Below are 19,638 nucleotides of genomic sequence, written 5' to 3'. Positions count from 1 at the left end.
GTCGGTCAGGGTGCCGAACGTCGGTCGGACGGTCCTGGGACCGGCATCACCACTCGATGATGCGGCTCAGGTAGGGCGCCATCTCGTTGGTGCGGACCGGCGAGACGGTGACAGCCTTGTCGGTGACCCCGACCATCTGCCCGTTGCCGATGAACATCGTCACGCTCTGAGTGCCCTCGGGCCCGTAGAAGATCAGGTCACCGGGCAGCGCCTGCGACGGCAGGATCTTGCGGCCGACCTTGTACTGCTCACCCGAGGAGCGCGGCATCTTGATGCCCACGCCACCGAATGCGTAGACGATCAGACCGGAGGCGTCGAATCCCGCGACCTTCGGTGCGACGGGCGCCGCCGGTGCCGCAGGTGTGAGGAGGCTGGGGAACAGTGGATCGGGGTTGTTCGCGGTGAGCCCCGTCGCGGACGGCTCCTCGCGGACAGGGGGAAGGCTCGGTCCGTTGATGTCGCCACCGCCGTAGGTGAAGGGGACGCCCTGCTGCGAGACGGCGCGCTTGATCACCATGTCGATCGCCTGCTGGCGCTGCGCCGGCGTCGCGTAGTTGTCCGCGTGGGCCAGCCCGGGCGTCGCGAGGAGTACGGCCAGGCCGAGCGCGATGGCGTAGATGCGTCTCATTCTTCAATCCCACTTCTGCGGTCGTTCATCTGCGGTTGGCACTGCGCTGTGCCGTCGGGCTGGTGTGCCGTCGGGCCTCATCGTGAGGTCACAATCTTCACATCAGTCACTTGCACCCCAAATTGTGCCACTCCCCTGTGTCAATAAGGCCCATGGCAGTGGGAACTTGCCCGTACCGTGACCGAACGGTGACCATCCCATGGTGAGCCCAATCACGTTTTACCCGTTGAGCTTTCGGGCGCCTCCCCGTTGTGATGAACGGGGTGCGAGGATGCTGCACGTGATCGAATCGACAAATGAGGCATGGTCGGCCCGGCTCTGGAACGAGATTGACCAGACCTTCACCGCAATCCTCGAGCACCCTTTTGTGAAGGGCCTGCGCGACGGCACTCTCGATATTGACGCATTCGCCCAGTACGTCGCCCAGGACGTGCACTACCTGCGGGACTACGCGCGCGCCCTGGCCATCGTCGGCGCCAAGGCCCCCACCCTGACCGACACGGCGATGTTCGCGCGGCACGCAGCCGAGGTGTTCGACGTGGAACTTGAGCTGCACGGCTCGCTACTACCCGAGATCGGTCTGGATTCAGCGGCAGTTAACGCGGCGCCGGTCACGCCCACCACCAGGGCATATACCAGCTATTTGCTTGCCACGGCCTACGGTGGCAGCTTCGCCGAGGGTCTGGCCGCGGTCCTGCCGTGCTACTGGATCTATGCCAGGGTCGGCGCCGCGCTCGCCCAGAGCGGTTCGACGGACAGTCGCTACCAACGCTGGATAGACAGCTACGGCGGGGAGGAGTTCGCGGCGACCGTCGCCGAGGTCCTTGCTCTAACCGATCGGATCGGATCGACGTTGAGTCCCGCCGAGGAGGAGATTGCGCGAGCCCACTTCGCGACGACGTCGCGCTACGAGTGGATGTTCTTCGACGCCGCTTATCGCCGCGAGATTTGGCCCGTCTGAACGGCGCGACGGCGGTCCGTCGAATGCCCGTGGGCGCGGCATCGCGCACAACATGTAGGGTTCGACGGCCAGTCGCACTTCGTCAAGTTTCAGTCGAGGTGTCCCGGGAACATTCGGCACCATCCGCAACGTTCTGATGGCGCCGGTTCCACACTCGAGAGGACGTTCCCTTGGCCACCGATTACGACGCACCACGTAAGACCGAGACCGAAGACACCGCCGACGAATCGTTGGAGGCGCTGGCTGGCCGTCGGACCGACGCCGCCACCGCGGTTATCGACGTCGACGAGGGCGACGACGACATGTTCGACCTGCCCGGTGCGGACCTGTCCGGTGAGGAACTAACGGTCCGAGTCGTGCCCAAGCAGGCCGATGAGTTCACGTGCTCGCGTTGCTTCCTGGTGCACCACCGCAACCGTCTCGCGACGGAGTCGGGCAACCAGCAGATCTGCACCGACTGCAGCTGAGGTTCTACAGAAGCGCTTCTACAGAAGCGCAGCGCGCACGCGTTCGCGCCACCACGCGATCCTCGTCGGATCGGTGAGGGCGTAGCGCGCCAGGGCGTCGGCGTCGGGGGCGGGTGGCATCGGCGCGACCGGTAGATGGCCATCGACGGCGACCAGCGTCCGGCTGGATGAGACCACGTCGCCACCGAGCCGCGCCGCGGTGGCGAACCCGTAGGCGTACGGCAATTCGGCCAGCGCCCCAGCGAGTGCCAGCCCCGCAGCCAGTCCGACGCTGGTCTCCACCGCGGACGTCACCACGCAGGGCAGCTCGAGCCGCTCGGCCTGGCGCAGCGCCCGCCGCACACCGCCCAGCGGGGCGCAGGCCAGCACCGCGACGTCGGCGGCGTCGGCTGGTGCCACGGGTGCCGTGTCAGTGAGCAGACGCGATGCGGGAACAGCGACGGAAACAGTCACGCGTCGGCGGACCGCGGCCAACTCGTCCAGGCTGCGGCACGGCTGCTCGACGTACTCGATGCCGCCAGCTGCCTTGGCCAGGACTGCAATGGCCGAGACCGCGGTATCGACATCCCATGCGCCGCCGGCGTTCAACCGGATGGCGCCGTCCCGGCCGAGACCGTCGCGGACGGCCTCGAGCCTGGCGATGTCGTCGGCAATCGCACCCGCCCCCACCGCGACGTCCGCACTGCGGCAACCGGATTCGGCCACCAGCTGGCGTGCGCGAGATGGATCGACCGCCGGCACGCCGATGGCAACGGGAACCCTGCCGCGCACCGCGTCGGGCCAACCCACGGTGCCGGGCTCGGTCGCCGCCGTCAGCCACCGATGCAGATCGCCGATGGCGCAGTCGTCGGGCGGACTGAACTCACCCCAGCCCTGTGGTCCCTCCAGCAGCACGCCCTCGAACACGCTCCCGGAACCGTCGGTCACGGGGAGCGCGAACACGGGTGCCGCGGCGAAGTCGATCAGCGTCCTCATCAACGTCAACTTAGCGAGTGCCCATGGGCGAGCAGCGACTGCCATCGCCTCAGCGACAGCCGGTTACTCTGAGCCGATGACGGGTTGGATGACGGAACGCAGAGTCATCCAGCGAGCCGCCGATGAGGCGTTGATGACACCACGCCCGCTCCCCGACGGCGATCGTGACGATTCCCACGACCGCGCGCCCGATGACCGGGACTACCCACCCGGATTCGGTTCGGCGAGAGTCGGTGACCCGAATGTCACAGTGCTGTCAGGTATCAGCGCGTTGGCGGGTGGCTATCGGAATCGACCTTGGTACCAGACCAGGCGGCTGTTCCCGGTGTTGGCTGTGGCTCTGATCCTCGCAGTCGCGGCGTGGGGCATCATCGGTGTGCTCCGGAGTCCGGGTGATGACTCCCCCGCTGTGTCGCCAACCGGCGAGCCCGCGCCCGCCAGCCCACTGCCCCCGATGAGCCGGGGGGAGCCCATCGAGGTCGCTCCGCCGCCTCCCCCGGCGCCGCGTCCGACGGCCGAGAAACTCAATCCGCCGGCCAACCGAAATGGACAGTGGCCGCGGTCCAGACCATCGCGGCCCGATGGGAAACCCGAGATCGGTGTCACCCGCACACCAGTCACCCGTGCGCCGCTGAGCGTCGCACCGATACCTCGGCAGCCCCGCTGACCCATCCAGGGGTGCGAGCGCGGTGCGGGCTCAGCGGATCCGCTCGCCGTACACGCGGGTGACGGCCAGTTTCATCAGGACTCTGCGGTCCGACACCATGACCGATCGGTACTCGTCCCAGTCGGGATGCTCACCGGCCGCGGCCCGGTAGTAGTCCACCAACGCCCCGACCTCGGGACCATGCGGGTCGGTGCCGGGCCCGGTGAGTGTCACCGTGCCCTCGGCGGTGGCCCACGACCAACCGTCACGGCTCGTGACCTCGAGTGCGGCCCGCGGATCGCGGCGGAGGTTGACTGTCTTGGCGCGCCCTTCGGTCATCGACACGTAGACGACGTCGGCGTCGCGGTCGTAGAACGGCGTCACCGGCGACAGCTGCGGCATCCCGTCGGCCTTGATAGTGGCCAGGACCCCCAGGCCACTCTCGGCCAGCAGGTCACGAGGGTCAAAGGGTTCGGGCATGCCCATCGCAACGTGCCAGGGCTGACAGCCATTCCCGCCGCGCGGGTGCGGGGTGCGACGATGACGCGGTGATCGACCTACCCAGGCTGGTGAGCGACACCCTGGAGTCGTGGGATCTGGTGGTCGACGGCCCGGTAGCCCATGGCCATGGTTCGGTGACGGTGCCCGTCCACACGTCGGACCGCGTGCCCGCCGTGCTCAAGATCGCCCTTCCCGCAACCACTCCCGCGCTGGAGCACCTAGCGCTACGCCGCTGGGGCGGCAATGGTGCGGTGTTGTTGATGCGGGCCGATCCGCACCGGCGAGCGGTGCTGCTAGAGCGCCTGCACAACCGGAACCTCGACGATCTCTGGGACATCGAGGCATGCGAGGTTGTCGCGTCGCTATACGGGCGGCTCCATGTGCCGGCGATGCCGCAGCTGCCCGACCTCGCCGACATGGTCGCGAGCTGGACCGAGGACCTCAGCGCGCTCCCGCGCAGTGCGCCCATCCCTCGCCGGTTGGTCGAGCAGGCCATTGCGCTCGAACGGGACTTCTCCTCGGACGGCTCGACCAGTGCCACGCTTGTGCACGGCGACCTGCACTATGCGAACGTCCTGGCCGCCGATCGTGAGCCGTGGCTGTCGATCAGTCCCAGCCCGATCAACGGCGACCCCCACTTCGAGGTCGCACCGATGCTCTGGAACCGGTGGGACGAACTCGCCGGTGATACCCGCGGCGGCATCCGCCGACGATTCTTCGCCGTGGTGGACGCCGCAGGTCTGGACGACGAGCGGGCGCGGGACTGGGTGGTGGTGCGTGCCGTACGCGAGGCGATGGTAGGTCTGACTGCCGTAGAACCAGATCCGGCATTGGTGACCCGATGCGTGGCCATCGCCAAGGCCGTGCAGGGCTGACACCCGCGGTTCCGATTCACACCCCGCGCGGCAACTGCGCGCTGATGAGGGGCGCGATCCTCTCCGCCATGTAGGCGTGTCCGGCGTCGGTGGGATGTACGCCGTCGGCGCCGATGAGGTCAGGGCGGCCAACGAACCACTGCTCGGCGATCGGGTCGACGAAGGTCGCGCCGGCCATGCTCGCCGTGAAGCGCAGGACGTCGCGAATCTGAAGCACTGCCTGGGGCACGTCGGTGGTGGGCCACGGCGGTCCGATCACCAGCAGGTTCGCCCGCGGAGCGATGCGGTGAGCCTGCGCGAAGGCATCCTGCGTCATCCCGGCAAGCGCCAACGGGTCGGCCCCCTGGTCGTTTCGCGACCCGAAGAACACGACCAGTACGTCGTTGGCCGTGACGGCGCGCGGTGTCAGGTCGCCGAACACGTTGCCGTTGTAGCCGCGCACGACGTAACCCGCGCGCCCCTCGGCGGCGACGTTAGGATCCACATCCTGACCCCGGCGTGCGAGCTTCTGCCAGGTCAGCGCCGTCCAGCCCTGCGCTCCATTGCCCCCCTCGGTGCTCCCGGTGGTGTAGGAATCACCCACCACCGCCACGCTGTAGAGCGGCGACTCCCGAGTGAGCAGCACGTGGTGCGGCGGCGCGTTTTGGGACGATGTCGAACTCGGCGTGAGCAACGCACCGGAGATGACGACGAGCGCCACGACGGCAGCGGCGACACGACCCACAGCTATCCTCCAGTTCATCCGGCGCGGGCCGACAAGGCCTCGGATCGTGTGTCGTGCGCGGTGTCGACCGGATGCAGTCTGCCGCCGCTCGACGGGCCCTTCCCCTCATCGCCGCGGGTGTCCGCGGCAACTTCCCTGACGTCGACCATCCGGCGCATCCATCGTCGCGCGGGCTCTTCGACCAGGTGATACATCAGGCTCGAGAACGCGATGGCCGCCGCGATCAGCCCCACGACGATGAGCTTCCCAGCGCCACCGGTGAGGGTGATCTCGAACTGCTTGGCCGCCCAGGTCCAGGCCGTGTGGATGAGTTCGTGCACCATGTAGAGGGCGAACGAGATCTGGCCGAGGTAGACCAGCACCCGCGTGGACAGCAGCCGCGGCAGGCTGCCCGCCCCTATGGACAGGGCCACCACCAGCGGCAGGAACAACACGTCGATGAGCCCGCCCGCATCCCGAACCGTCGCCACCGGATGGGTGCTGAAGTAGTACAGCGCGCCGACGATCACGGCGATCAGGACGATTGACGCGTAGCCGACGGCCTGGCGGGTGCGGTCGGTGGGTCTGAGCTTGCGGACAGCGGCACATGCCAGCGCGCCCGCGGTGAACTGCATGACGATGCGCGGCAACCAGCTCCATGGCGTGTAGAACTCGCCGGAGGCCAGAAGCAGCATCACCGGTGGCAGGGACGCAGCGAACGCCAGCAGCAGCAGGCCGCGCGCCCGCGTCGCCCGTGCCATCCGGAACACCACCAGGGCGATGCCCGCGAACAACAGGTAGGCCAGCCACTCGGCGCTGATCGACCAGGCAGGGCCGTTCCAGCTCGTCCCGTCGAAGAACGGCTGGTACCACAGCTGGACCAAGAACAGTTGGCGAATGTAGCTCGTCGCCGTCAACGTGTCGACGTTCTCCGATGGCACATGGCCGACATTGAGCGTGAAGATGATCCACAGGGCTGCGAGATGCAGTGTGACGAGGTAAATCGGCCACACCCGAGCCAGGCGCAACCACAGGAACCGAAGTGTGGCCCGCATGGACCAGGTACGGCCCATCCTGTCCAGGTACGTCCAGGTCAGCACGAATCCACTGAGGATGAAGAAGAGGTCGACGCCTTGCGCGCCGGCGTCAAACAGCGGAGCCAGCGCAGCGGCGAAATCCGGTGCGGCCTCCCCCAGCAGCGGCCGAAAGTGAAAGAGCACCACCCACACCGCGGCGACGATCCGCAGGCCGGTTAAAGCCTTGATCTCACCGCTGCGCACAACACTCTTTCCGTATCACTTCAGCTTTTCGTTCGCGCCCTTGCGTCACGCCACCGGGCGGTCCACCCCTCGGGGGCGACCAGGCAACCGGCAGCCATCGCAGGGTAGCAGCGTGCCGGAGTCGTTTGGGTGAGCGCGACACTGTGCGATTCCTGTGTGTGGCAGACCCCGACGCCACCGGCGCTCGCCAGCAAACGCCGCTTCGGGTGAGCGCCTGCCCGGACGAAAAGACATGCACCAGTACAGCGAAATCACTTTCCTTCAACACGGCGCCGCCCCGCGCGCACGGGTACACAATCGGCTCACAGCCAAACGACGAAAGAGGCCTCCATGCCGCTGGACGAGATTCGACAACCTCGCCGCACCGTGATCGTCGGTACGGGCCTCGGCCTCGCCGCGACCGCACTCGCCGGCTGCGCCACTGCCGACAACAAATCCGCCGAGTCGTCAACGGGTTCGGCCCCAGCGGGAGGCGAGGGCTCACCGGCCGCCGACGCCCCGCTGGCGAAGACGTCCGATGTGCCCGTCGGGTCCGGGATCATCGTCGACGAGTTCGTTCTCACCCAACCGACCGCAGGGACTTTCAACGGCTTCTCGTCGGTCTGCCCGCACCGCGGATGCAATGTGTCGGAGGTGATCGACGCGAATATCGTCTGCCCGTGCCATGGCAGCCGGTTCGATCTCGAGGGTGCGGTCGTGAGTGGTCCGGCAGTCGAGCCGCTGGAGCGCAAGACCGTGTCGATAAAGGGGGACGCGATCCTCGCCGGCTGAATGCGAGGATGGCGCGATGACCACCCGATGGCAGAACTCGGACGCGCCGCGGGGCGACGATTACGACGCTCGCTGGCGAACGCTGGCCGCACAGGGCCGCAGCATCCACGGTGAGGCTGACCTCGTCGACGCTCTGCTGCACGAGGCGGGCGGCACGCGCGTGCTCGACGCGGGTTGCGGGACGGGTCGGGTTGCGATCGAGCTGGCGACCCGCGGTTACCGCGTCACCGGTGTCGACGTTGACCCAGCCATGCTGTCGACCGCCCGCGACAAGGCCCCCGAACTCCGCTGGCTGCAGGCCGATCTCGCCGATCTGGCGGCGGTCACCGACGAGCGCTTCGACCTGGTTGTGCTCGCCGGCAATGTGATGATCTTCGTCGACCCGGGCTCAGAGGGGGCCGTCCTCGCGGCGGCCGCGGGGCGGTTGGTCGACGGCGGGATTCTGGTCGCTGGCTTTCAGATCCTGCCGGACCGGTTGTCGCTGCAGCGCTACGACGAACTCGCCGAGGCAGCGGGTCTGCAGCCCGTGGCCCGGTGGTCCACCTGGAATCGCGACCCGTTCACCGGAGGCGACTACGCGGTGACGGTGCACGCCAGGAGCCGGTCATGACGCTGCCGTCTCCTGATCCGGATCTCGCGCACCTCAGTGATGTGGTTCCCGCGGTTCTCACCGCGATGGGTGCGCCCGGTTTCTCCAGCCCGATCGCGCTCCCGGGTGACGTCTCCGGCGCCTGCGTGCTGCTGATCGACGGGCTCGGCGCCGAGCTGCTGGCCGCCCACGCCGGCGACGCACCCGTGCTGGCCGGACTTCGGGGGCAGACGATCAGCGTCGGGTTTCCGTCCACCACCGCGGCGGGTCTTGCCGCAGTCGGCACCGGCTGCAGGTCCGGTGAGCACGGCATCGTCGGATATAGCTTCCTGCTGCCCGGAACCGGTGTCGTCAACGCTCTGAGCTGGCGGCCCCACCCGTGGGGAGACGACCTACGGGCGACGGTCGAACCCGAACGGGTGCAACCGCTTCCGACCACATTTGAGCGGGCCGCGTCGGCCGGGTTTGCCGTCAGCGTGATCTCCGCGGCGAAGTTCGCCGACTCCGGGCTGACCCGCGCCGTCCTGCGCGGCGGCCGCTACGTCGGTGTTCATGCGATCGGTGACCTCGCCGCCAGTGTGCGCGCCGTCGTCGCCGATGGCGGCTTCTGCTACGGCTATCACGCCGACCTCGATCTGTTGGGACACCTGTACGGCCCGGGGTCTGATGCGTGGCGCGCGCAGCTGCAGCAGGTCGATCGCCTGGTCGCGTCGGTGGTGGAGACCCTGCCGCCCGGCGGTCTGCTCGCCGTGGTCGCCGATCACGGCATGGTCGCGGTCGACGCGGCCGGTGTCGTCGACCTCGACGCCTCTCCCCTGCTGCTCGACGGTGTCGCCGACATCGGAGGTGAGGCCCGCGCCCGCCACGTCTACACCGCCGCCGGTGCCGCGGACGCGGTCCTCGCCGCGTGGCAGGAGACGCTCGCGGATCGTGCGTGGGTGGTGTCGCGGGACGAGGCGATCGCGGCCGGGTGGTTCGGCGCACGGGTATCCGATGAGACGCGCATGCGGATCGGTGACGTGGTGGCGGCCGCCCGGGATTCGGCGGCGATGGTGCGCCGTACCGTGGAACCCATCGAGTCCTCGCTCATCGGCCACCACGGATCGCTGACGTCTGCCGAGCAGCGCGTGCCACTGCTGCTTGCGCATGGCTGATCCCCACTCCGTTAACCTCAACGCCCGTGATCGTCCTGCTGCCGCCTTCGGAGACCAAACGTGACGGCGGCGATGGGCCGCCACTTCGCCTCGAGACGTTGGGCTCGCCAGAGTTGGGCCCGCTGCGGTCGGAGTTGATGGGCGAACTCGTCGCCCTGGCGGCCGATCGGCCGACCTGCCGAAAGGCCCTGGGTATCTCGGCGGCCCAAGATGCCGAGATCGACCGCAACGCGGCCCTGCTCACCGCGGGCACCATGCCCGCGATCAATCGCTACACCGGCGTTCTCTACGACGCCCTGGATGTCGAATCCCTCAGTGGGGCAACGGCGTCGAGGGCGCGAGCGCGACTGGCGGTGGGCTCTGCGCTGTTCGGGTTGTTGCGCGCCGACGACGCAGTTCCCGCCTATCGGTTGTCGGCCGGGTCGAAGTTGCCCGGTCGGCCGTCCTTGGCGGCCCGATGGAAACCTGTCCTGGAGCCCGTACTCGCCGCGCTGGCGCTCGATGAACTGATCGTCGATCTGCGCTCCGGCGCGTACGCGGCGCTGGCGCGGGTGCCCGGTGCAGTCACGGTCGACGTGGTGTCGGAACGCCCCGACGGAAGCCGCGTCGTGGTGAGCCACTTCAACAAGGCCCACAAGGGGCGGTTGGCGCGTGCACTCGTCAGCTCCAGGTCCGAGCCCGACGATGCGGCGAAGGTGGCGGCGGTGGCCAAACGCGCAGGCATGCAGGTGGAACGCAGCGGCAACGCGCTAACGGTCGTGATTACCGGTTAGTGCAGCGTCGCAGGGAGACTCGCGCCTAGGTGCACGGAATCCCGTGCGGACCGCCGATCCAGTGACCGGGCGGGGACTGCCAGGGGCACCACTTCTTGACCTGTCCGGGCGAGCCCCAATTGACCCCCGGATCCCAGTCAACCCAGTCTCCCGGGCCCGGAATCCATGGAATGTCCGGACCCCAACCGGGATCAGCCTGTGCCAAGCCTGTTCCGAGTCCAATGGAGGCAGCGCCAAGCGCACCGGCGATCATTGCTGTCGCCGCGGTTCTCCTCAAATTCACCTTTGGTCTCCTTCCTGCTCGTCGCCGCTGCCTCCGAGACAAGACAGGGTGTTGACGCGCGGTACCAGGAAGCCGGTATGTCGTCGTTGTGCTGGACGGCAGACCAACGTTCACGACCCGTGCGTCCAGAATACGCCTCTGCCCGTGGCGTAAAAGCGCAGATCACGGCTGGTCAGAAGGGTGGTGCCGCGCCAGCGGGCTGACACTGCGGGTCGGTTTCGTTGAGCCGGCGTTCATCGTCGATGCGATGTGCACGGGCACGGGAGGTGCCGCGTCGGGGCATGGTGAGCCCGCTACCCGGGGCCGTTGCGTGCGGCGTCATGCGCGTGATGCTGGCGGCGACGGGTGCGGTCGGGGCGCTCAGTTCGGGGAACAGCGAGCTGCCGCCCGGGCAGGTGCGGTAGGTCTGACCGTCGGGCGCGGTCCAGACGACGGCGCCGTCGGGGTCTTGGCGGTCGTGCCAGCCGCCTTGACCGCTCCAGAAGGTTTTGAGCAGGTGATGTTTTCGGCACAGGCACTTCAGGTTCGATGCACACGTGGGCCCGACAGGGTACGGAATCGTGTGGTCGAGGTCGCAGGCAGTGGCCGGTTCGTCGCAGCCCGGGAACCGGCACGTCAGGTCGCGGCAGCGCACGAAGTCCGCCAGTGCCATCGACGGCACGTAACGGGGTTCCGGAGGTGCGGTCCCGGGGTGCAGGACGTGTTTGATCGCAGCGGTCAGGGCCAGGCGGCGGATGATTGGGCCGGCCAGAACGGGCCCGTCGATCATCACTCCGGGTGCGGTGGCCGCCAACTCGCCGGGGTCAGTGTCGGTGAGCGCCTCAGCCAGGGTCAGTTCGCGCACAGGCTTGTCGAACATGCGCGGCTGCTCGCCGTCGAGAGCGGCGTCCTGGCGCGCTGTCACGTCATCCTGGTCGGTGAGGGTGTCGTCGCGGGTGATGACGTAGACCACTGCCGAACTGCGGACCGGTGCGGCGGCGGCGCAGTCGGGGTCATCGCACAGGCAGGTCAGCCGATCCGCTCCGGTGGCCAGTGCACCGAGGGCGTCGGCGCGACGCTGATCGAGGGTGCGGGGGTCCCGCCCGCACACGGTGTCGGCCAGCCCATCGAGACGCCGGCCCAGTGCCTTGGCATCGTGGGCGAACAGCTCGCCCCACAGTGTCGCGATACCGGAGGCGTCATCGACGTCGATGTCGACACCGCGGGAGCGCGCCCGTGTCTGCGTGCGGCGCAGCGCATGCGGGTCGTGGCGGTCGACGAACACGTCGATCGCGTCCACCGTCCTTTCCTTCGACATCGGCGGCCAGTCGGTCAGCGCGTCAGCCAGATCGGCGTCAACGGCACGCAAGGCGTCGGCATCCTTGATCAGGGCAGTACGCCACACCGCGGTGGACACCAGCTGGTAGGACAGCTGGCCCTGGGAGAAGGCCGCCGCGACCCTCGGCAGCCGGTCGCGCAGCGATGTCGCGACCAGCAGTTGATTCGACGCCGCCGCGGAGGTGATCTGTTGGGCGGCACCGATCTCGGCGCAGACCGCTCCCCAGTTGTCCAAGTACCACTGTTCCCGCGAGGCGGAGTCGTCGGCGGACTGGCGGACGTCGAGTATCGCCACCATGGCGCTCAGGCGCCGTGCACAGGCCGCGGACTCGACCCGCGCCCACGCTGCCACGGCCTCACCACCAGAGGCCCGGGTTGCGACTGACACGAATTCATCGAACACATATTCGAAAATAGTCGCAGTGCGGGACACGCGCCAGCACCGAAATCGGCATCTGTGGATGAAAACGCCACTGTGGATAACTCGGTGATCAACCGCCGAGAATGTCAGAGCCCCATGCTAGTTGGCCCGAGCGCCGGTCCCCGGCATCGAACGCGACTCAGAGCGTCCCGAACAGTTCGATCGAGTTACCGTCGGGATCGGCGATGAACATCCAGCCCATCCCGGGGACCGGTTCGAACTCGGTGGGCGGTTCCACGACCTGATAGCCCGCCGCCTCGATCTTTGCGGCCGTCTCGCGCAGGTTGGTCACCCCGATGGTGAGGTAGCGCATCCCCGCCTGAGCCTTACCGCCACCGGGCATCACCGGTTGCGCAGGGGGCGTGTTGTAGGTGACCAGCTTGATCACGCTCGCCCCCAACGCATATCGCCGTTGCCGTCCGTCGGCGAACTCAATCTCACCCTGCAACTCGAGGCCGAGGAAGTCCTCGTAGAACGCGACCATCGGGTCGAGGTCGGTCGTGACGAGTCCGATCTCTACGGTCGGTGTCAGCAGGTCAAGGTTCACGGTCACCTCTTCGGTATCGCGGGTCATGGGGGCGTGCCGTTCGGAGCCTAGCCACTGTTGTCGCCCCCGAACCCGGACACGCAGGCAATATATGGGGACCATTCAGCTGACGCTTACGACGGGAGATCGCGTGGAGACGTTCTGGCGCTACCTACGCGTACAGGCGTTCGTCTTCGTGTGCGGCATCGTCGGTCCGATCTTCCTGATCGTCTACTTCGCCACCCAGCCCGATCCGACCATCAAGTGGATGTACTGGGCGGGCCTGTTCATCACGGCGCTCGACGTGTTCATCGCGCTGGGGCTCACATCAGCGGCCAGTCGCGGCAACCCGAAACCCTCCAGGTCAGAGCCATCGGAGCAGTAGCCAATGCTGCCCGAATTTCACCACGACCGAGTTCCTCTGACAGACTGATCGCTGAGGGGAGTATTCCTTCGCCGCGGTGTCGTCATCACGTTGTCCACCTTTGGACAGCCGGTGCCGTGGGCCGCATTCTGCGGCGGCAGAGACCTCAGCCGTGTTTGACGACCGGAGGAAGCTCTTGAACGTTACCCAGATCGAATGGATCGTCACGCTTGGCGTGACGCTCGCAGTGCTGCTATTCGACATCATCTTCATCGCTCGCAGGCCTCACGAACCCACATTCCGTGAGTGCGCGATAGCGCTGACGTTCTACGTCGGTCTTGCAGTGCTGTTCGGGATATGGGTCTGGTACTTCCACGGCAGTCAGTTCGGGGTGGAGTTCTTCGCCGGCTGGCTCACCGAGTACAGCCTCTCGGTGGACAACCTGTTCATCTTCCTGATCATCATGGCGAGCTTCAACGTGCCCAGGAAGTTCCAGCAGCAGGCGCTGCTGATCGGCATCATCCTGGCGCTGATCTTCCGCGGCATCTTCATCGCGCTGGGCGCGGTCGCGATCAACCAGTTCTCCTGGATCTTCTACGCATTCGGCGCGTTCCTGGTGTACACCGCAATCAAGCTGGCCCGCGACACCGAACACGATGACGACGCCGAGAACGGTGTGGTGCGTTTCGCCCGCAAGCATCTGACTCTCACCGACAAGTGGGATGGCCTCAAGATGTGGATCAAGGAGGACGGCAAGCGTCTGATGACGCCCATGTTCCTGGTGATCGTGGCATTGGGCACCACCGATCTGCTGTTCGCGCTGGACTCGATTCCCGCCATCTACGGGCTCACCCAGGAGCCCTACATCGTGTTCACCGCGAACGTGTTCGCGTTGATGGGTCTGCGCCAGCTGTACTTCCTGCTGGGCGATCTGCTCAAGCGGCTGGTCTACCTGTCGCAGGGGCTCGCCTTCATCCTGTTCTTCATCGGCGTGAAGCTGATCCTGCACGCGTTGCACGAGAACGAGCTGCCGTTCATCAATGGCGGCGAGCATGTGCCGGTCCCCGAGATCCCGACGCTGGCCAGCCTGGGCGTCATCGTCGTGACCCTGGTGATCACCACCGTTGCCAGCCTCTACAAGACACGAGTGATCGACAAGAAGAACGGTGCCTCCAAGGTGTCCCCGGCCCCCGACGCCGAGACCTCGGCGGATACACCGGATCGGCCCGCCTAACTGACGCCGGCCAACGGCATCGACTTGCCGTTGGCCGGGGCAGGCCCCAGGATCTGGGGCAATGAATCAGAACTCGGCCGTCGAATTGTCGGCCATCGATGCGATCGACCAGGCCTCGCTCGTCGCGGCTGGTGAGTTGGGGGCGGCGGATCTGCTCGACGCGGCGATCCTGCGCGTCGAGGCGACCCGCTCCCTCAATGCCGTCATCACCGACCTGTTCGAGCGGGGTCGCGCACAGGCGACTGCGCTCGACGAGTCCGGGGTGCTTCGGCACGCGGCAGCGGGGCCGGTGGCCGGGGTGCCGTTCCTGCTCAAGGATCTCGGGGCGTCGCTCGCTGGCGCCCCCGAGGCGATGGGCTCGCGGGCGTTGCGATCCCACGTGGCAGGCGAGTCCGCGTGGATCGTGGACCGCTACCTGGACGCTGGTCTGGTGGTGTTCGGCAAGACCAACACGCCGGAGTGGGGAAACCACTGCACCACCGAACCCTCCCTGTTCGGGCCGACGGTCAACCCGTGGTCACCGGATGTCAGCCCCGGCGGGTCCAGTGGCGGTTCTGCGGCTGCGGTCGCCGCCGGTGTCGTGCCCGCGGCCTCCGGTGGTGACGGCACCGGCTCGATCCGTGTGCCTGCCTCATGCTGCGGGCTCGTCGGACTCAAGCCGCGCCGGGGCCGAACATCGTTCGCGCCGGGCGGCGGCCACGGGCTCGAGGGGCTCGTCAACGAGCATGTGCTGACGCGGACGGTGCGCGACAGTGCCGCGTTGTTGGATGTCGTGACCGGGTCTGCACCTGGCGATCCCTACACGGCACCGCTGCCGCGGTCACCGTTCCTGCAGGCGATGTCGGAAACCCCTGCGCCACAGCGGATTCTGACCACAACCGGATCGCCATTCCCGGGGTCGCCGACCCATCCGGAAGTCATCGCCGCGGTCGAGTCGGTGGCCGCGACGCTGAGCGATCTTGGGCACCACATCGCGTCCGGTGCGCCGACAATCGATCCGGACGTGGTGGCCGACGCGATTGCGGTGCTGCACACCGTCAGCAATGCCGAACTGCATGCCCTCGCCACCGGGCACCTCGGTCGCGAACCCCGCGAGGACGAGTTCGAGGCCAGCACGTGGGTGATGGTGCGCGAGGGCTTCGAGACAAGCGGTGTGGCATACGCCAGGGCGATCCACGCCGTGCATGACCAGACGCGACGCTTCGTCGCAGGCATGTCTGGGCATGACGTGCTGCTGGTGCCAACGTTGCTCACGTTGGTACCGCCATATGCGCTCCTCGATCAGCCGCGTGGAACCACCAGGGGGTTCTTCGACGTGGAGTTCGCCACGACGGGCTGGACCGCGCTCGCCAACGTCACCGGTTGGGCCGCGATCTCGCTACCGCTCGGGATGAGCGCGACGGGGCTGCCGATCGGCGTGCAGTTGATGGCGCCCGACGAGACGATCCTGCTTCAGCTCGCCCGCCAGCTCGAGCAGGCGTCGCCGTGGATCGATCGACGCCCTCCGGGATGGCTCGCCTAGTCGACGTGCGCGTTGATCTGTGCCAGCCACCCCTGCGCCACAGGCAGGTCCGTGCCGTACTCGTCGTGCCAGTTCAACCACTCGTACGGCGGCGTCTGCGGATAACCCTCGGGTGAGTCCTCCCAGTTCTCCTGGCGACCGAGCGCGGTGATGTCGAGATAGCTCCACGTGCTACCCATGGCCTCGTCACCACGGTTGTCCACGAAGTACGTCCGGAACACGTCCTCGCCATCGCGAATGAAGGCGTTGTGCCCGTGAAAGTCCTTGACCCCGAAGTCAGTGTCGAAGTCGTCGGTGAGGGTGAACCACGGCATCTGCCAACCCATTCGATCCTTCAGCGCTGCGATATCCACTTGGGGCGCCCGCGATGCGTAGACCAGCGTCGTGTCCCGCGCATTCAGATGGCCGAGGTTCCCGACATGGTCGGCGACCATGGAACAGCCCCGACAGGCGTGCTCCGGCCAGCCGAACACTCCCGGTTCGAAGAATGCCCGGTAGACGATCAACTGTCGTCGGCCATCGAACAGGTCCAGCAGGCCCACCGTGCCCCGCGGCCCGTCGAACGCGTAGGGCTTCTCCACCCGAACCCAGGGCATCCGGCGGCGTTGAGCAGCCAACGCGTCACGCGCCCTGGTCATTTCCTTCTCCCTCACCAGCAGGTCCTGGCGCGCGGCGTCCCACTCCTGCGGCGAGACGATCGCCGGCCTCACCGCTCCTCCAACCCCGACTTGAGACCGGCGAGCTTGCGCGGCCAACCCTGCGAGATCAGGCCCCGCACCATGCTGTCTGGACCGAAATCGTCGTGAATCACGGTGAGCTTCACCTGATCACCCTCCTGCTCAAGGTCGAAGGACACCCTCGAGCGTCGCTCGGCAGCGAGTTCGGCGATGGTCGCCTCCGTCAGGCTCGGTGCGATCTCGCGGATCTCGGGGACGAAGGTGTGGAAGGTGAATGCCAGCCGGCGGTAGGGGTCTGACTCGAGGATCACCTGCTCGGGATGCTCGATCCGCACTCCCCCCTCGACCCACGCGTAGGTGGAACCCTTCGTCCAGTCCGACTCGATCGCGTGGCCCATGTAGTTTCGCGAGAACACGGGGTCGGTGATCGCCCGCCAGAGTCTCTCGGGCGTGGTCTTGATGTAGGTCGTGTACACGAATTCCGGAGTGTCGCTCATCTTCTCTGTCTCCAATGCCGTCTTCAGGTCGGCCAGTGCCTTTACCCGCGGCTGGTCGTATTGATTGATCCACCGATCGGCGATGGCGTTGATCGGCTCGGCGTTGAGGTAGTGCAGCTTCTCCCGGCCCCGCCACGTCGTCGTGACCAGGTTGGCGCCTTCCAGCACCGCCAGATGCTTGCTCACCGATTGCCGGGCCATCGCCAGGCCAGTGCACAACTCCCGCAGGCTCTGACCGCCGCGGACGTTGAGGCTGTCCAGCAGACGGCGCCGGCTGGGATCTGCCAACGCCTTGAAGACCTCGTCCATCCGCGTCGTTCGCTTCCTTACATGCAGCCGGTTGGCTGCATATCTACCCTATGCAGCCGATTGGCTGCATGTCAATGGGTGGCACTCGTCGGCCGGATTTCCCAGTTGTCTGCGTGCGCCGACGCTGGGATGTCAGCGCTAGCCCGCAGCGCCGTCAATCAGATTGGCGGGAACTGGGATTCGCGCCGTCACCGTGGTTCCCGAACCCGCGGCGCTCACCACGTCGAGCCGGCCAGACACCGCCTCCACCCTGTCCCTGAGCCCAATGAGGCCACTGCCCCCGCCCGAGGTGGCACCGCCAACACCGTCGTCGGACACCTCAAGTCGCAGATCGTCGCCGTCGAAGCCGACGCGAACCGTCACCTCTCTGGCGTCGGCATGCTTGACGACGTTGGTGAGAGCCTCCGCGATCACGTAGTAGCCCGCCACCTCGATGGATTCGGGCAGCCTTCGATCCACCGCGAGATTGAGTCGGACGGGCACCGTGGACCGGCGCGCCAAGGTCTTGACGGCCGGGCCCAGCCCGCCCTTCGAAAGGATGGCGGGGTGAATGCCGCGCGAGAGGTCCTGCAGCTCGGTGTACAGGTCGGCCATGCCGTTGACCAGGTTGTCGATCTGCTTGTGCACTGTGACCTGATCGTCGGGGACCGAGGCCTCCAACGCGCGTAGTCCGAGACCGAGCGAGACGATGCGCTGCTGCGCGCCGTCGTGCAGGTCCCGTTCAATGCCCCTGCGAGCCTGATCAGCGGCAGCGACGATACGTGCCCGCGACGCCTGCAGCTCGGCTCGCGTCTCCGCGTTGTTGATGGCCATACCCACCAAATCGGCGAAATCGCCGATACGAGCCTCGGTTTCGGGCGGAAGCGCATCCGAGTGGGCGGAGCCGACGATGAGGGCGCACCTCGGCTCACCGTTGACGTTGACGGGGCAGCCCACCCCGGAACGCAGCCCAAGTCCCCTCAGCCTGGTGGCGATGGAACCCTCGACGTCGGTGTAATCATCGATCCGAGCCGATACCCCGGTTCGGAGCACCCGACCCGTGATGCTGTCGCCATCGAGTGAAAGCCGTTCTCCGACCGAGAGCTTCGGCTTTCCCGGTGCGTCGTGCGCCGCGAGGACCACACACTGGTCCCCCGGCTCGAACCTGGTCAGGGTGACCTGCTCGACACCCAGTCCCCTGGCCAGTTCGTTGACCGCAACCGGATACACAGCCGATGGATCGGCACCTCCTGCGACAAGTGTGGCCACCCGGCGCAGCGCCGCCTGCTGGCGGGCGAGGGCATCGGCTTCGCGACGACGCTCCTCGGACTCGGTCGCGCGCAGCCGAGCCTGGCCCGCCAGAACGTTCACAAGCAGCGCCAGCGGCAGGAAGATGAACAGCGCGGGCGCCAGGCTGTCGCTGCCCTCCAGGTGGAAGTACGCATAGACCGCAGCACTCGCCAGGGACGTCGCCAACGCCAGTCCGAAGTTCCACCCCGCCGAGACCACCAACACGCCGAGCAGGAACACCGCGCCGAACGCGTTCTCCGGCGCCACCCGCTTGAGTTGGAGGACCAGAATCACCTCGGCGACGATGAAACCGACCGCGACGAGGATGCCCCAGCCCAGGGGCCGCGCGGTGGGGCTCAACACGAGGGCAAGCAGCCGGCTGCGAAACGAGCGCCGGCTGTCGTCGGTTACCGGTCGCTCTGTCATCCAACGGGATGCTAGTGGGTCGGCTCCAGTGGGAGTTCCAGCTAGCCTCAATGACGCCGGATCAAACAGCTGGGAGACTCGTTCCATGTGGTTTCCGGGACGTCAAACGTGCGCTGCCTGATCGTCGATGACAGCGCCAACTTCCGCGATGCCGCGAGCAAGATGCTCGAGCGTGCGGGGATCGAGGTCGTCGGTATGGCGAGCAATGGGGCCGACGCCCTGACCCGATTCCGGCAACTGAGCCCCGATGTCACGCTGGTCGACGTCGACCTCGGCGTGGAGAGCGGATTCGACCTCGTCGTCCAGTTGTGTCAGGCCACCACGCCGTCGCCGTCTGTGATCCTCATCTCGACGCATTCCGAGCAGGATTTCCTCGACATGATCGCGGCTAGCCCGGCGATTGGCTTCCTGCCCAAGTTCGCGCTCTCTCCCGACGCCATTCGCGACCTGGTGGCCACGCGGGGGTAGCT

Annotated in this window: 22 protein-coding genes; 12 read left to right on the top strand and 10 right to left on the bottom strand. The window is 67.1% G+C overall.

Features of this window, described 5'->3' with window-relative positions; translation table 11 throughout:
* Positions 1-46 precede the first annotated feature (46 nt).
* The gene (gene ripD, locus ABIA65_RS14420; protein WP_241405269.1) at positions 47-628 is read right to left on the bottom strand and encodes an NlpC/P60 family peptidoglycan-binding protein RipD; all 582 of its coding nucleotides are present in this window, start codon (positions 626-628) and stop codon (positions 47-49) included.
* Between the two features lie 280 nt (positions 629-908).
* Between ripD and tenA the strand changes: the two genes are divergently transcribed.
* Positions 909-1,589 (top strand): thiaminase II, encoded by a 681-nt coding sequence (gene tenA / locus ABIA65_RS14415; protein WP_502919566.1) that lies wholly within the window; start codon positions 909-911, stop codon positions 1,587-1,589.
* A 170-nt stretch (positions 1,590-1,759) separates the two neighbouring features.
* Entirely contained in the window at positions 1,760-2,056 is a 297-nt protein-coding gene (locus ABIA65_RS14410) for a DUF4193 domain-containing protein (RefSeq protein ID WP_241405267.1), read from the top strand.
* Between the two features lie 18 nt (positions 2,057-2,074).
* Here the strand turns inward: ABIA65_RS14410 and ABIA65_RS14405 are convergent, their stop codons facing one another.
* The gene (locus ABIA65_RS14405) at positions 2,075-3,031 is read right to left on the bottom strand and encodes an enolase C-terminal domain-like protein (protein ID WP_241405266.1); all 957 of its coding nucleotides are present in this window, start codon (positions 3,029-3,031) and stop codon (positions 2,075-2,077) included.
* A 76-nt stretch (positions 3,032-3,107) separates the two neighbouring features.
* On the opposite strand from ABIA65_RS14405, the gene ABIA65_RS14400 reads away from it, so the two are divergent.
* Positions 3,108-3,698: a hypothetical protein gene (locus ABIA65_RS14400; RefSeq protein WP_241405265.1), complete on the top strand. Its 591-nt coding sequence runs from the start codon at positions 3,108-3,110 to the stop codon at positions 3,696-3,698.
* Between the two features lie 30 nt (positions 3,699-3,728).
* On the opposite strand, the gene ABIA65_RS14395 is transcribed toward ABIA65_RS14400, so the two are convergent.
* The gene (locus ABIA65_RS14395; RefSeq protein ID WP_354523956.1) at positions 3,729-4,157 is read right to left on the bottom strand and encodes a PPOX class F420-dependent oxidoreductase; all 429 of its coding nucleotides are present in this window, start codon (positions 4,155-4,157) and stop codon (positions 3,729-3,731) included.
* Between the two features lie 68 nt (positions 4,158-4,225).
* Between ABIA65_RS14395 and ABIA65_RS14390 the strand changes: the two genes are divergently transcribed.
* A complete protein-coding gene (locus ABIA65_RS14390) occupies positions 4,226-5,053 on the top strand; it encodes an aminoglycoside phosphotransferase family protein (protein ID WP_354523955.1) in 828 nt (275 codons plus the stop codon).
* 16 nt (positions 5,054-5,069) lie between these two features.
* Here the strand turns inward: ABIA65_RS14390 and ABIA65_RS14385 are convergent, their stop codons facing one another.
* Together ABIA65_RS14385 and ABIA65_RS14380 are read right to left on the bottom strand one after the other, a co-directional pair.
* Entirely contained in the window at positions 5,070-5,795 is a 726-nt protein-coding gene (locus ABIA65_RS14385) for an Rv0518 family GDSL lipase (protein WP_502919565.1), read from the bottom strand.
* Positions 5,792-7,036, bottom strand: a complete 1,245-nt coding sequence (locus tag ABIA65_RS14380) for an acyltransferase family protein (protein WP_354523953.1) — start codon at positions 7,034-7,036, stop codon at positions 5,792-5,794. The genes ABIA65_RS14385 and ABIA65_RS14380 overlap by 4 nt, the downstream gene beginning before the upstream one ends.
* 330 nt (positions 7,037-7,366) lie before the next feature.
* Here ABIA65_RS14380 and ABIA65_RS14375 point away from each other — a divergent pair, with 330 nt between their 5' ends.
* The 4 genes from ABIA65_RS14375 to yaaA are packed head-to-tail and all read left to right on the top strand — an operon-like array spanning position 7,367 to position 10,323.
* A complete protein-coding gene (locus ABIA65_RS14375; RefSeq protein ID WP_354523952.1) occupies positions 7,367-7,807 on the top strand; it encodes a QcrA and Rieske domain-containing protein in 441 nt (146 codons plus the stop codon).
* A gap of 16 nt (positions 7,808-7,823) precedes the next feature.
* Positions 7,824-8,417: a class I SAM-dependent DNA methyltransferase gene (locus ABIA65_RS14370; protein WP_354523951.1), complete on the top strand. Its 594-nt coding sequence runs from the start codon at positions 7,824-7,826 to the stop codon at positions 8,415-8,417.
* On the top strand, positions 8,414-9,550 hold the full coding sequence (locus tag ABIA65_RS14365) for an alkaline phosphatase family protein (protein ID WP_241405258.1): 1,137 nt from the start codon (positions 8,414-8,416) through the stop codon (positions 9,548-9,550). The genes ABIA65_RS14370 and ABIA65_RS14365 overlap by 4 nt, the downstream gene beginning before the upstream one ends.
* A 26-nt stretch (positions 9,551-9,576) precedes the next feature.
* The gene (gene yaaA, locus ABIA65_RS14360) at positions 9,577-10,323 is read left to right on the top strand and encodes a peroxide stress protein YaaA (protein ID WP_354523950.1); all 747 of its coding nucleotides are present in this window, start codon (positions 9,577-9,579) and stop codon (positions 10,321-10,323) included.
* 455 nt (positions 10,324-10,778) lie between these two features.
* On the opposite strand, the gene ABIA65_RS14355 is transcribed toward yaaA, so the two are convergent.
* On the bottom strand, positions 10,779-12,311 hold the full coding sequence (locus ABIA65_RS14355) for an HNH endonuclease signature motif containing protein (protein WP_354523949.1): 1,533 nt from the start codon (positions 12,309-12,311) through the stop codon (positions 10,779-10,781).
* Between the two features lie 172 nt (positions 12,312-12,483).
* Positions 12,484-12,897 (bottom strand): VOC family protein, encoded by a 414-nt coding sequence (locus ABIA65_RS14350; protein WP_241405659.1) that lies wholly within the window; start codon positions 12,895-12,897, stop codon positions 12,484-12,486.
* Between the two features lie 85 nt (positions 12,898-12,982).
* On the opposite strand from ABIA65_RS14350, the gene ABIA65_RS14345 reads away from it, so the two are divergent.
* The 3 genes from ABIA65_RS14345 to ABIA65_RS14335 all read left to right on the top strand — a co-directional run bounded on the left by ABIA65_RS14345 (position 12,983) and on the right by ABIA65_RS14335 (position 15,990).
* Positions 12,983-13,255 carry a hypothetical protein gene (locus tag ABIA65_RS14345; protein ID WP_354523948.1) on the top strand — a complete coding sequence of 91 codons (273 nt, stop codon included), beginning with the start codon at positions 12,983-12,985 and terminating at the stop codon, positions 13,253-13,255.
* Between the two features lie 175 nt (positions 13,256-13,430).
* Positions 13,431-14,468: a TerC family protein gene (locus ABIA65_RS14340; RefSeq protein ID WP_354523947.1), complete on the top strand. Its 1,038-nt coding sequence runs from the start codon at positions 13,431-13,433 to the stop codon at positions 14,466-14,468.
* 61 nt (positions 14,469-14,529) lie between these two features.
* Positions 14,530-15,990, top strand: coding sequence for an amidase (locus ABIA65_RS14335; RefSeq protein WP_354523946.1), 1,461 nt, complete (start codon positions 14,530-14,532; stop codon positions 15,988-15,990).
* On the opposite strand, the gene ABIA65_RS14330 is transcribed toward ABIA65_RS14335, so the two are convergent.
* The 3 genes from ABIA65_RS14330 to ABIA65_RS14320 all read right to left on the bottom strand — a co-directional run bounded on the left by ABIA65_RS14330 (position 15,987) and on the right by ABIA65_RS14320 (position 19,168).
* The gene (locus tag ABIA65_RS14330; RefSeq protein WP_354523945.1) at positions 15,987-16,700 is read right to left on the bottom strand and encodes a DUF899 domain-containing protein; all 714 of its coding nucleotides are present in this window, start codon (positions 16,698-16,700) and stop codon (positions 15,987-15,989) included. The two genes, ABIA65_RS14335 and ABIA65_RS14330, sit on opposite strands and share 4 nt — an antisense overlap.
* Positions 16,697-17,473, bottom strand: a complete 777-nt coding sequence (locus ABIA65_RS14325) for an ArsR/SmtB family transcription factor (protein ID WP_354523944.1) — start codon at positions 17,471-17,473, stop codon at positions 16,697-16,699. Before ABIA65_RS14325 ends, ABIA65_RS14330 begins: the two co-directional genes overlap by 4 nt.
* 138 nt (positions 17,474-17,611) lie before the next feature.
* Entirely contained in the window at positions 17,612-19,168 is a 1,557-nt protein-coding gene (locus tag ABIA65_RS14320; RefSeq protein WP_354523943.1) for a GAF domain-containing sensor histidine kinase, read from the bottom strand.
* A gap of 108 nt (positions 19,169-19,276) precedes the next feature.
* Here ABIA65_RS14320 and ABIA65_RS14315 point away from each other — a divergent pair, with 108 nt between their 5' ends.
* Complete coding sequence (locus tag ABIA65_RS14315; protein ID WP_241405658.1) at positions 19,277-19,636, top strand: response regulator transcription factor; 360 nt, start codon at positions 19,277-19,279, stop codon at positions 19,634-19,636.
* Positions 19,637-19,638 lie beyond the last annotated feature (2 nt).

It is taken from the genome of Mycolicibacterium sp. 624, from assembly GCF_040548615.1.
Taxonomy (GTDB): Bacteria; Actinomycetota; Actinomycetes; order Mycobacteriales; family Mycobacteriaceae; genus Mycobacterium.
Note: the sequence above shows the minus strand (reverse complement) of the source record. Positions and strands in the feature narration are given on the sequence as shown.